Annotated in this window: 11 protein-coding genes; 5 read left to right on the forward strand and 6 right to left on the reverse strand. The window is 70.0% G+C overall.

Annotated elements, in window-relative coordinates:
• Positions 1-10: 10 nt before the first annotated feature.
• Positions 11-1,198 (forward strand): helix-turn-helix domain-containing protein, encoded by a 1,188-nt coding sequence (locus tag ACFM35_RS10895; protein ID WP_378841890.1) that lies wholly within the window; start codon positions 11-13, stop codon positions 1,196-1,198.
• Between the two features lie 22 nt (positions 1,199-1,220).
• Here the strand turns inward: ACFM35_RS10895 and ACFM35_RS10900 are convergent, their stop codons facing one another.
• On the reverse strand, positions 1,221-2,117 hold the full coding sequence (locus ACFM35_RS10900) for an ATP-grasp fold amidoligase family protein (protein ID WP_378841892.1): 897 nt from the start codon (positions 2,115-2,117) through the stop codon (positions 1,221-1,223).
• 265 nt (positions 2,118-2,382) lie between these two features.
• Between ACFM35_RS10900 and ACFM35_RS10905 the strand changes: the two genes are divergently transcribed.
• On the forward strand, positions 2,383-4,017 hold the full coding sequence (locus tag ACFM35_RS10905) for a Na+/H+ antiporter (protein WP_378841894.1): 1,635 nt from the start codon (positions 2,383-2,385) through the stop codon (positions 4,015-4,017).
• A gap of 20 nt (positions 4,018-4,037) precedes the next feature.
• Here the strand turns inward: ACFM35_RS10905 and ACFM35_RS10910 are convergent, their stop codons facing one another.
• The 4 genes from ACFM35_RS10910 to ACFM35_RS10925 all read right to left on the reverse strand — a co-directional run bounded on the left by ACFM35_RS10910 (position 4,038) and on the right by ACFM35_RS10925 (position 7,579).
• On the reverse strand, positions 4,038-4,466 hold the full coding sequence (locus tag ACFM35_RS10910; RefSeq protein ID WP_378841896.1) for a VOC family protein: 429 nt from the start codon (positions 4,464-4,466) through the stop codon (positions 4,038-4,040).
• Between the two features lie 92 nt (positions 4,467-4,558).
• The gene (locus tag ACFM35_RS10915; protein WP_378841898.1) at positions 4,559-5,497 is read right to left on the reverse strand and encodes an alpha/beta hydrolase; all 939 of its coding nucleotides are present in this window, start codon (positions 5,495-5,497) and stop codon (positions 4,559-4,561) included.
• A gap of 85 nt (positions 5,498-5,582) precedes the next feature.
• Positions 5,583-6,887 carry an ABC transporter permease gene (locus ACFM35_RS10920; RefSeq protein ID WP_378841900.1) on the reverse strand — a complete coding sequence of 435 codons (1,305 nt, stop codon included), beginning with the start codon at positions 6,885-6,887 and terminating at the stop codon, positions 5,583-5,585.
• The gene (locus tag ACFM35_RS10925; RefSeq protein WP_378841901.1) at positions 6,884-7,579 is read right to left on the reverse strand and encodes an ABC transporter ATP-binding protein; all 696 of its coding nucleotides are present in this window, start codon (positions 7,577-7,579) and stop codon (positions 6,884-6,886) included. Before ACFM35_RS10925 ends, ACFM35_RS10920 begins: the two co-directional genes overlap by 4 nt.
• A 167-nt stretch (positions 7,580-7,746) precedes the next feature.
• Between ACFM35_RS10925 and ACFM35_RS10930 the strand changes: the two genes are divergently transcribed.
• From ACFM35_RS10930 to ACFM35_RS10940, 3 genes are all read left to right on the forward strand, one after another.
• Positions 7,747-8,952, forward strand: a complete 1,206-nt coding sequence (locus ACFM35_RS10930) for a sensor histidine kinase (protein ID WP_378841902.1) — start codon at positions 7,747-7,749, stop codon at positions 8,950-8,952.
• Positions 8,949-9,638 (forward strand): response regulator transcription factor, encoded by a 690-nt coding sequence (locus ACFM35_RS10935; RefSeq protein ID WP_378841903.1) that lies wholly within the window; start codon positions 8,949-8,951, stop codon positions 9,636-9,638. Before ACFM35_RS10930 ends, ACFM35_RS10935 begins: the two co-directional genes overlap by 4 nt.
• An 82-nt stretch (positions 9,639-9,720) precedes the next feature.
• On the forward strand, positions 9,721-10,107 hold the full coding sequence (locus ACFM35_RS10940) for a YdeI/OmpD-associated family protein (RefSeq protein WP_378841905.1): 387 nt from the start codon (positions 9,721-9,723) through the stop codon (positions 10,105-10,107).
• Between the two features lie 16 nt (positions 10,108-10,123).
• Here the strand turns inward: ACFM35_RS10940 and ACFM35_RS10945 are convergent.
• Positions 10,124-12,263: alpha-galactosidase (locus ACFM35_RS10945; protein WP_378841907.1), on the reverse strand; the 2,140-nt coding region annotated here is incomplete at its 5' end.

Below are 12,263 nucleotides of genomic sequence, written 5' to 3' on the forward strand. Positions count from 1 at the left end.
TGCGGGGGCCATGTCATTCAGAGTCCCAGTCCGCACCACTGCTGCACAAGCCGAGCAGAGGGCCGACGCATCCGGTATCCGGCAGATGGGAATCATGCGTATGACCAACCTCGACCTCGCCGCTCACGAACCGGGGGTTGCGTCGCTGCGAGACGTGATCGATCAACTCGCCGATGCCGTGGACCGACCTGTCTGCCTGCGCGGACCCGACGGCTCGGAGCTTGCCGCGAGCACCGGCCGAACCGTCCTGCGCGCCCTCTCCGACACCGACCACCCGCAGCCGCACACCACCGGCGTGGACGTCCGCGTCGCGTCGACGACCCTCGGGCGGCTCGAGATCTCCCACCCGCAGCTCCCCCTTCTCACGGCTGCGCAGTGGGAGGCCGTCGACTCCGCCGTGATGTTGGTGACCGCCATCCTGAGCGATGGAAGGCCCGCGGTCGGATCCGATCGCGAGGAGGTCATGGGCGCGCTCCTGTCCGGGCGCCTCGACGACCGCGCCCGCTCGTACGAGACCGCACTCGGTCGTCGCTGGCTGCAGCGCGGTCAGGGAACGGTCGTGCGAGCCCTCGCCATCGGCACCGCGGTCAACGACGTGCAGTGTCAGGCATTCGGGCACTTCCTGTCGACGATGCGACCCGTGCCGCTCTGGTTCGCGGGCGTCCGTCCGGACATCATCTTCGCAGTCGGTCCGTCGGTCGACGCGTCGGTCGATCACGCGGTCATCGACGAGGGCGCACGCCGTGGCATCCGGATTCTCGGCATCGGCACCGCGTCACCCACCCGCTCGGCCACCGACCTCGGGGCCGCCGCCGACCAGGCCGTCGCGGCGGCGGAGCTCTCCGCGTCTTTCGAGGAATTCCACCCCTCGGTCGACATCGATCGACTGGGCGGGTGGGCCATGCTCAGCGCCATCGGGGCCGACCCCTCGTGGCTGGGTGTCTTCTCGCCCGCTGCGCAGGCGCTCGTCGCGCAGGCCGACGACACGCAGCGCCGCACCATCGAGACCCTTCTCGATGCCGGCGGGCAGGTCAGCAGGGCGTGCGAGCTGCTCTTCGTCCACCGCGCGACGCTCTACTACCGGCTGGAGAAGATGCCGGAGGTCGTGCGCACGGCGATGGCCGACGGGATGCAGCGCAGCACGCTGCATCTGGCCCTCAAACTGACGCGCGTGTGGGAGGCGAGCGGCCGGATCTGAGGCGACGTCCTCCCCCACTCGATCATCGGTATCGACGCGGAACCACCCACGGACGCCCGAACTCCTCGTCGAAGCTCTCCGGGTGGAAGGGGCTGTCACCGCCGGCGGGGTAGCTCGTGAGCTCACCGAAGACGATGCGGCCCGCGACGTCGTAGAGATCGACGCGCACGAAGTCGGTCCCCGCTCCCAGGCGTGCGGCCACGTCCAGCATCTCCGCCAGCGCGGCGGGCGCTGCCGGCGGGGGGTCGGCCCACGGCGGGCCGCCGCTCAGTGCGAGGTGCTGCCACTGCGGGTCGAAGAAGTCCTGCGTCCGCGTCCCGAAGCGGCCGGCATCCACTTGCACGAAGGCGCAGGCGCCGTGGAAGACGAAGAACTTGTAGTCCGCAGGCACACCACCGTCGGCGCCGACGAGCATCTCCTCGATGATCACGCCGCGCGGTACGCGTCCGTAGGCCCACTCCTTGTTGGGGCCCTGCCCGTAGACCTGGTCGAGCCATCCCCTGCTCAGTCGCGCGATCTGCTCGCGCGTGACGTGCTCGGGACGAACGTGGCTGTACGTCCAGCTCTGCCCGTCCTGCGGAAGACGGGCATCCGCCGGCGCCGACTCCGAGACGATCAGCGCGGCGCCGCTGCCGTGCGTCGGCTTGACCACGTAGGCGGCCGGCAGCTCCACCCGGTCGAGCATGCCGGGGTCGTCGAAGACGGCGTGCGCCACGGGGAGGTACTGCTCTCCGACGAGCGCTGCCACGTACTGACGGACGGCGGCCTTGTCGGCGAAGGTCACCAGCAGCTCCCGGTGGTCCCGCAGCATCTTGTAGCGCACCTTCTCTCGGAAGGTGCGTGGATGCCGCGTCCGCCACAGTCGCGCCGCCCGCACGAGACGGCTTCGCTCGCGCCAGCGCACCTGCTTCTCGTTCATCGAATCCCCCGTGGTGCGCTCGGATGCACAGGTGTACACGCTAGTGCGCACGTGAGCGGGGACACCTGCTCGACGGAGAGCGTTGCGCACCGCCCGGATGTCCGAGAACCCGTCGGGCTTCACCGGTCCCCCGCTCGCGCGCGGTCGTAGAATGGGCGGAGGCGCTTCCTCCGAGGGTTCACCCTTCTGCGTGACCCGGAGGCTCGCGGCCGATCGTCTGCAGCGTACTCGCTGGCTCTGCGGCGCTGAACGGGAGGTTCACGCCATGCAAGGTCTTGAGGTCATCGTCATCCTCGGCATCGCCGTGTTCGCGGGTGCCGTCCTGGCACCGCGGATCCGTGTGGCCCTGCCCCTGATCCTGCTCGTCTTCGGGCTCGGTCTCGGGTTCGTGCCGCAGCTGCGCGCCATCGAGCTTCCGCCCGAGGCGGTGCTTCTCCTCTTCCTGCCGGTCATCCTGTTCTGGGAGAGCCTCACGACCTCGCTGAGGTCGATCAAGCGCGCCCTTCGCGGCATCGTTCTGATGAGCACGCTCCTGGTGGTCGCCACCGCGCTCGGCGCCGCGGCGGTCGCGCATCTGATGGGCCTCCCGTGGGGGGCTGCGCTCATCCTGGGCGCCGCCATCGCCCCGCCCGACGCCACAGCGGTCGCCGCCCTCGGACGCACACTCCCCCGCCGCAACTTCATGCTGCTCAAGGCCGAGAGCCTGACGAACGACGGCACCGCACTGGTGGTGTACGCGATCGCCGTGGGTGTTGCCGTCGGCGGGCAGTACACCCCGTTGTCGATCTCGGGTCTCCTGCTGCTGTCGTACGGCGGGGGCCTCGTCGCCGGCGCGCTGGTGGCCGCTGTCGCCTACCTCGTGATGCGACGGCTCAGCGACCCGATGCTGATCAACGTGGCCCTCGTGATCATCCCGTTCGCCGCCTATCTCCTCGCTGAACTCGTCGAAGCGTCGGGCGTGCTCGCCGTCGTCACCACCGGGCTCATCATCACCTTCCTCTCCCCCCGGATCAGCACGCCCGCGTCGAGACGCCAGACGGAATGGGTATGGCCGCTCGGATCCCTCCTCCTGAACGGGGCGCTGTTCGTGCTCGTGGGGCTGCAGGTGCAGGCGGTCGTGCGGGAGATCGACATGCGGCAGGTCTCCTCGCTCATCTTCATCACGATCGCCGTGTGGGTCACGCTGCTGGTGGTCCGATTCGGCTTCCAGACCGTCAGCGTGCAGCTCATCCGTCTGCTCGATCGCCGTCCCGCGCAACGCGACCGCCGGATGACCTACCGTGCCCGCATCGTCAGCACGGTCGCGGGCTTCCGCGGTGCGGTGTCGTTGGCGATCGCGCTGTCGGTGCCCTTGACGGTGTCGAACGGAGACCCGTTCCCCGGGCGCGACGAGATCCTGTTCATCACGGCCGGTGTCATCCTTCTCACCCTCCTCGTCCAGGGTCCGTTGCTCCCCCTCGTGGTGCGGTGGGCACGTCTGCCCGACGACACCGAGGAGGCCGATGAACTCGAACACGCGGAGCGCGTGACGCTTCAGGCGGCGATCGATGCGATCGACGGTCTCGCGGAGCGGTTCGACGTGGCCGATGACGCGCGCGAGCGCCTCACCCAGGAGTATCGCGAGCGGCTGGAGCTGGTCGAGGCGCGGGCGGATCTCGCCTCAGAGGACTCTCCCCCGATGTCGGACCGCGGTGCGTCGGGCGGAGACGACCAGGCTCCCGCCCCGGTGGCGCGCGAAGAGGCGTCCAATCAGCTGCGGCTCGCGGTCCTGGACCGCAAGCGCGAAGTGCTCCTGCAGCTGCTGCGGGAGGGGGTCATCGATGACGCCGTCGCCCGCACGGTCCAGACCCGCCTGGACGTCGAGCAGTTGCGGGTGACGGGAGTCGAGCCGGTCGACTGACGTTCGACCGCCGTGCAGGCTCAGACGAGCCCGGCGGCCTTCATCAGATCGACCCCGATGGGTCCCGGGTTGTACGCGACCTCCCACCGATACCCGTCCGGGTCCTGGAAGTATCCGGAGTACCCACCCCACTCCCGCTCCCGGGGGGATTCGACGGGGGCGCCCGCGGCCGCGGCATCCGCCAGCACCTCATCGACGCCGCGTCGATCGGGCATGTTGTGCGCCAGGGTGAGGGGAGGTGCTCCGGGACCGGACTGCACCGGCCCGACTTCCGCCTCGAACTGCGACCTGCTCCACAGCGACAACGTGACCGACGGCGCGACGCGGAAGAAGATGACCTCCCCGTCGACCTCGAGCTCGGGCTGCCAGCGCAGACCGTCGACATAGAAGCCCCGCGAGGCCGCGACATCGGCGACGGCGAGCGTGATGAAGGTGACCCGAGCATCCATGTCGTCGAAGATAGTCCGCTGCGGCCCGGAACGTCAGGACCGAATACCCCGCCCGGGGATCGGTCGGATCGCCGCCCCTCCCCGTCCTCGGGTCAGGCGAGTGCCGCCCGCTGCGCCTCGACGACGGCATTGATGGCCGGCTCGGCGTCGCGCGCGAAGCGCGGGAAGTTGAGGAAGCCGTGCGGCATCGCCGGGTAGTCGATGAGATCGACCGGGACACCCGCCTCCCGCAGCTTCTCGGCGTAGCGGATCCCGTCGTCGTGGAGTGGGTCGTGGCCGGCGACGACGACGACGGCAGGCGGCAGTCCGGCGAGGGAGACCGCCCTGATCGGCGACACGCGCCAGTCGTCCTCGTCTCCGCCGTACAGTTCACCGAAACGCTTCATGTCGGCCGCGGTGAGGATGAACCCGTCGGCGTTGGCTCTGCGGGACTCCGTGTCGCCGGCGCCGGTCGCCGGGTACAGCAGCGCCTGGTGAGCGATCATCGGACCCCCCCGGTCGCGTGCCGCGAGGGCGATGACGGCGGCGAGGTTGCCGCCCGCGCTTTCGCCCATGACGCCCACACGAGACGGGTCGGCTCCCAGGTCCGCCGCATATTCCGCTGCCCACACCAACCCGGCGTAGCAGTCGTCCACAGCGGCGGGGAACGGATGCCGCGGCGCCAGCCGGTACCGCACCGACACGACGATCGCATCGAGCCGCTTCGCGACGGTGCCGCACATCCAATCACCACCGCGAAGATCTCCGAACACGAACCCTCCGCCGTGGAAGAAGACCACGAGTGGGCGCCCGCTGCCGGGGGTGCCCGGTGTGCCCGGTGTGTAGACGCGCACGGTGATTCCGCCGACCACGCGGTCGGAGACGCGCACACCTTTCGGACTGCGGCCCATCAGGACGGAGGCGACCGGTTCCGGAACCTCGGCGCCGGAGCTGCGCTCGATCTGCGGGTCGGTCGCCGTGGCGATCGACGATCCCGGCATGCGGCGCAGAACCTTGCCGAGGCGCCGCATCCCCGGGGCGAGTGGCTCCATGGTGCGACCTTACCCGCGGCGTCACCCGCGGCGTCGATGAGAGCGGATGACCGCTGATCGACGCCGCGGGCACTCCCGCGGGGCTCTACTCGTAGCGGAGGGACTCCACCGGGTCGGCCTTGGCGGCTCGCGCCGCGGGCAGGGTGCCGGCGAGGAAGGCGATGACCATCACGATGAGGATGATGATCGCGATCGATCCCGGCGAGAATGCGATCAGCGTGAGTCCGGGCAGGTTGGCGAGCAGCGATCCCGAGAGCGCCGCGCTGATGCCGGTTCCGGCGAGGATCGCGACCGCCGCCCCGATGGCGCTGCCGAGGAATCCGATGAAGGCGGCCTCGAGACTGAACAGCCCGAAGACCTTGCCGCTTCCCATGCCCATCGCCTTCATCAGGCCGATCTCGCGTGTGCGCTCCTGCACCGACATGAGCAGGGTGTTCACGATGCCGAAGCTGGCGGCGAGCAGCGCGATGACGGCGAAGGCGTTCAGGACGAGCACGATGCCGTCGATCACGGTCTTGACCGTGCCCAGCTGATCGGCGACCGTCGTGCCGGTGTAGCCCGCGTCCGTCAGCCGCGCCTTGAGATCGGTGATCTGCTGATCGGTGGCGTCGGGGGCGAACCGGATGGTCGCCTGCGCGTACCGCTCCACCTGGTCGGCGGGCACCCCGATGTTCTGCGTCTCGTAGAGCTCGTCGGTCAGTGCGTCGTTCGGGACGATCGCCGCGCCGGTCGGGGAGGCGATACTCTCTTCGGCGACACCGGTGATCGTCGCGACGATCACGTGCGGGGTGCGCTGCGCGTCCGTGATGCCGATCGAGACGGTCTGGCCCACGGCGTCATCGTCACTGGCGAAGCCGAGGGGCTCGACGTACGACGCCGGCAGAACGAGCTCGAACTCATCGGCGTCGTTGGACGCCTCCTGCCCGGCGAGCAGGTTGACGGTCTGCCCGGCGACGAGTGCGCCGACGCTCACGACGTATTCGGTTCCCCCGCCTGCCACGATGTAGTCCGCGCTGATGGACTTCGTGGCCTGCACGTCGAGCACCCCGTCCACCTGCGCCAGCCGGTCCAGGTCATCCGGACCGAGCGCGATGACCGTCGCTCCGGGAGGGCCCGCCTGAGAGCTCGCGATCGAATCCGGGTTGTACTCCTGGGGCCCGGATGCGCCGAACGCGCTCGTCTCGTCGGAGTTCTTCGTCACGATCATGGTGTCGGACGCGCCGATTCCCGAGACGGTGTCGTCGATGTACGCGTTGATGCCGGTGCCCAGCCCACTGGTGAGGGTGAGCGTGAAGGCTCCCACGAAGATGGCCAGAATGGTCAGGATCGTGCGGGTCTTCGAGCGGAAGGTGTTCGAGACGGCGGCGCCGATCAGGTCGATGGTCTTCACGCCGCCACCGCCCGGGAGTCTTCGACGAGCAGGCCGTCGCGGATGAAGATGCGGCGGTCGCAGCGCGCGGCCAGATCTTCGTCGTGGGTAACCACGATCAGCGTGATGCCGTGCTCCCGGTTGAGCGAGAAGAGGATGTCCTCCACGACCGCACCGGTGGCGGTGTCGAGATTGCCGGTGGGCTCGTCCGCGAAGATGATGCGCGGGTTGTTCACCAGGGCGCGCGCGATGACGGTGCGCTGCTTCTGCCCGCCCGACAGATTCACGGCCTTGCTCTTCGCCTTGTCGGCGAGCTCGAGCTGCTCGAGTGCCGCAAGACCTCGCCGCCGTCGTTCGCCTCGGCTGACGCCCGCGATCTTCAGGGGCAGGATCACGTTCTCGAGCACCGAGGCGTTCGCGGTGAGGAAGAACTGCTGGAACACGAAGCCGAAGGTCTTGTTGCGCGTGCGGTTCAGCCGTCGGCCGCGCAGACCTCGCGTGTCGACTCCTTCGAGCTCCACAACGCCCGACGTGGGACCGTCCAGGAGCGCGAGCACATGCATCAGGGTCGATTTCCCCGACCCGCTCTTTCCGACGATCGCGACGCTCTCGCCCTCCGAGATGTCGAAGCTCACCCCCTTGAGAGCTTCGAAGCGGTTCTGGCCGCGTCCGTACGACCTGCGCACGTCCTTGACCGAGATGATCGGCGTCATGGTTCGTCTCCTCCGTAGACCCGGCTGATTTCGGGCTGATCCCAGACTGATCGGGATGCTCTCCCCCCGCGTCCCCCGCCGGGAGTCACCTCGATACCGCGATCGCGGTACGTCGGATGCCGCGTGGGGTTGACTCGGTGCCGGCCGCCGCCCGGCACACTGGTCGAATGGCAGACGCGACCCGGCATGCATGGGACGCTGCGGCGCCCCATCGCCGGCCGCCCGCCTGGGTGGGAGACATCCTGGCCGCGGTGGTGGTCGTCTGGGCGGCGTTCATCCCCTTCCCGCAGGCGGAGTTCCGTCCCGCCGACGCGGTCGTCCTCGCCGTGGTGGTCGCGCCGGCGGCGCTGTTGCCCGCGCGCCGGCGGTGGCCGGTCGTGGTGCTGGGGCTCATCATCGGGCTCTACGGTGTCGCGGCGCTCCTGGGCACCCTGTCGCCCGGAATCGTCCTCGCGACGGCGATCTCCATGTTCACCATCGCCAACCGGTTCCCCCGCCGGACGAGTGCGATCATCGCGGTCGCCGCGGCGGTCGCGGTGACGCTCCTCAGTCTGCTCGTGGCCGAGGGTGGCGTCTTCGATCCCCGCTCTCTGCAGTTCGCCGTCACGATCGCCTTCGCCGCGGCGGCGGGGGACGCCAACCGATCACGCCGCGAGTACATCAGGGTGATGACCGAACGCGCGGAACGCGCCGAGTCGACGCGAGAGGCCGAGGCGAGCCGCCGGGTGGCGGAGGAACGACTGATCATCGCCCGCGATCTCCACGATGCCGTCGCGCACCAGATCTCGGTAATCAGCCTCAACGCCGGCGTCGCATCGTCGACGCTCGAGACGCGTCCCGAGCGCGCGCGGGAAGCGCTCGCGAGCATCCGCCACGCCTCCCGGACCGTCCTCGGCGAGATCGGCAGTCTGCTCGAAGTCCTGCGCGGGGAGGACCAGCGGCCGAACGTCGCCCGTCCCCAGGCCGGACTCGACGACCTCGACGAGCTGGTCTCCGAATTCGCTGCGGCGGGGCTCGCCGTCACCACCCGCGTCGAGGGCGATCCGGCCGCTCTGCCGGATGCCGTCTCCTTCGTCGGCTACCGGATCGTTCAGGAGGGCCTGACGAATGCGCACAAGCACGGCGCCCTCCACCGCGCGCACGTGCTCGTCGAGGTCGGAGAAGGCGAGACCATCGTGGTCATCACCAATCCCACCGCCGAAGCGGGGGGAACGCTCGCCGAGACCGCGGACGGCTTGCGTTCGGGAGGGCACGGGTTGCTCGGCGTCCGTGAGCGGGCCGCGTCGGTCGGAGGAACCATGGAGGCGGGAGCCCATCCGGGCGGCTGGCGTCTCGCCGCCCGTCTCCCCACCCGAGAGGGGGAGCCGTCGTGACCACGGTCCTCGTCGTCGACGATCAATCCCTCATCCGACAGGCGGTCACCGACATCCTGTCGGCAGAATCGAACATCGACGTCATCGGCGAGGCGGCCGACGGCACGGCGGCGATCACGCTCGCCCGCCGGCTGAGACCGGATGTCGTCCTGATGGACATCCGGATGCCGGTCCTCGACGGAATCGGGGCCACCGCGGCCATCTGCTCGGATCCGCAACTCGTCGACACCCGGGTGCTCATCCTCACCACGTTCGAGGAGGACGAGTATCTCGTGGCCGCGCTCCGAGCCGGGGCGAGTGGATTCATCGGCAAGGGGGCGGAGCCCGAAGACATCGCGCGTGCGGTGCGGTCGGTGCATGCCGGGGACGCACTGCTGTCGCCCGCGGCCACGCGCAGCCTGATCACCCGATACGTGGTCCCGACCGCGAAGCCCGGCCATGGGACGACCCCGGCCGTGCCGCCGCAGCTCGAACCTCTGACCGACCGCGAACGCGAGGTCATGCTGCTGGTCGCGCGCGGGCAGTCCAACCAGGACATCGCCGAGACCCTGGTGATCTCCCCGCATACGGCGAAGACCCATGTGAACCGCATCATGGCGAAGCTCCACGCCCACGACCGGGCCCAGCTCGTGATCATCGCCTACGAGAGCCGCCTGCTCGCGCCCGGCTGGGACACCGGGCCATGAGCCCTCAGTGGCCGGCGCTGGGGCCCGAGCATCCCATCGACGGGTTCATCGAGCCGATGCCGTGGGGCACCTCGGGTACACCGTGATCCGAGTGCCGCCGGCGCTGGTCGAGGCGGCGCAGTCGGTCGGAACCAGGCGCATAGCCGGTGAGCTCGAAGGGGTGCCCGTCAACCTCGCCCTGACGCGGGCGCCGGTCTTCGACGGGACGTTCGTCTGGGCGGGAGCATCCCTGCTCCGGCGCCTGCGCCTCGAAGCCGGAGACCCCGTTCGGGGCCACCTCGCGCCCGTCGACCCCGACGACGTTCCACTGCCCCCGGACGTCGCTCACTCCCTCGATGCAGCTGGAACCCGCGCGGCGTGGGAATCTCTGCCGCCTGCTGCACGTCGCAGACGGCTCGCGCCCGTCGAGGCCGCAGCCACGGCGACGACGCGGGCCCGCCGCATCCAGGCGGTCGTCGACGCCCTGTGACGACGGGCCCGCCCGATCAGTCGGACGAGCTCTCGCCGACGGCGACCAGGTGCAGGACGAGCGCATGCTGCGGAGCCAGCAGCGGCATCGGCAGTCCGACCTCGACCAGGAGCCGCCCCGCGAGGAGCGCGCCGCCCGCGGCATACCAAGGCGGTGGCCGGTCGGCGATCGTGACGACCGGTGCCCCGAGGTCCAGTGGCCGAACGGCGTACCGGGCGTCCGGGTCGAGGCCGGGGAAGCGCACCGGTGGAGCAAGGGCGCCGCGGGCGGAATCCACCATCGCGATCGAGAAGACGGCTTGGCGACGCGATCGGTCGACGACGCCGTGGACCACCTGTCCCGGATCCGCCGTGTCCGCACGGACGACACGTCCGGTGTGCAGCAGCGAGCGCAGGCGCTTGTGCTGGGCGATCCATCCGGCGACGGTGCCGCGCTCCTCCGGGGTCGCCCTCGACAGGTCCCACTCGACACCCGCGCTGCCGAACAGGGCGGTGGCGAAGCGGAACGACGCGTCCGCATGTCGGTGCGTGGTGTGGGCGCGTTCCGCGCCGACGTGCGCTCCCAGATACTCGGGCGGGATCAGGATCCCGCTGGATGCGGTGATGCGCTGCCGCTCGAGCGGATCGTTCGTGTCGCTGGGCCACACCCGATCGACACGCGAGAGCATCCCCAGATCCAGACGTGCGCCGCCGGACGCGCAGGATTCGATCTCGACGTGGGGGTGGGCGGCACGCAGCCGATCGATGAGGGCGTACACGGCCGCCGTCTGCTGATGTGCGCCGGCCGTCAGCAGGTCCCTGTTGTGGTCCCACTTGAGGTAGGCGATGTCGTGGGCGCGGAGCAGCTCATCGATCCTGTCGAAGACGTGGGCTGCGGCGCCCTGCGCCGTGAGGTCGAGCACGCGCTGGAAGCGCCACTCGAGGTCGCCCTCCCGGCCGAGTATCCACTCCGGATGGGCTCGCGCAGTGTCGGAGTCGACGCTGATCATCTCCGGCTCGACCCACAGCCCGAATTGCATCCCTGCCTCATGGACCCGGCGGATGAGAGGTTCGAGTCCATCCGGCCAGGCCGTCTCATCGACGCTCCAGTCGCCCAGCGCCCTCCGATCGTCGGTGCGTCCGTGGAACCAGCCGTCGTCGAGCACGAAGCGCTCGATCCCGACCTCTCGCGCCGCATCGATGAGAGGCGTCAGTGCCTCCAGGGAATGCCGGAAGTACACCGCCTCCCACGTGTTCAGCACCACCGGCCGGGGCAGACGCGGCACCGATGACCACGACCTCACCCACGGATGCACGCGATCGCTGATGCCGTTCATCCCCTCCGAGGAGTAGATCGCGATCACCCACGGGGAGCGGTAGGACTCACCCGCGGCGAGCACGATCTCGCCCGGCGCGAGCAGCTCGCCCGCGCCCAGGACGGATCGCCCGAGAGCGGACCGCTCCGCCCACAGGTCGGTGTCGCCGCTCCACGCCGCGTGCAGCGCCCAGACCTCGCCGGTCTCCCAGCCGAATCCCGCGACGCCCGCCGAGAGCAGGGCGGGGTTGTCGTGGCCACCACGGCCGTGCCGGCTCTCGCGGGCATGTACTCCATGATCGAGCGGACGGCGGATGGGACGGCCCTCGTGCGCCCAGAGACCCGAGAAGTCGAGCAGGTCATCGGCCCGCTCGGGGACCGGGAGCACGATCGCGACCGTGGCCACCCCGAGCCCATCGGACCCAGTGTTGGTGACCACCGCGCGCGAACGCAGCACGCCCTGGTCGGTGAGCTCCATCTCGATCTCGACCCTGACGCCGGCCTCTTCGTCCGCGAGCGCGTAGACGACGGCCTGCGCCGGGCTCGAACCGGCCTCTCCGACCCGACGCAACCGCAGCGCTCTCGCCTGCGATGCTCCCCTCGATCCCTCAGGACGCGAGACTGCCAGCGCCGGCCTGCCGGTCCAGCCCTCGCCGATGGTGGGCACGAGGGAGACGGTCAGCGGCACGTCGATCGACGACGGCGGAACTGCGGGGACGGATGCCTCGGCCAAGGCGGCGAGCGAACGCTCATCGAGGTGACCGAGGTCCGCGCCCCAGTGGATCACGGACGGCACCCCCGCGCCGCGGGCGTCGACGATGAGAATGCCGACCGTCGTACGGAGGCGGGTGGTGCTGAGGCCG

The organism is Microbacterium songi (genome assembly GCF_042747925.1).
GTDB lineage: Bacteria > Actinomycetota > Actinomycetes > Actinomycetales > Microbacteriaceae > Microbacterium.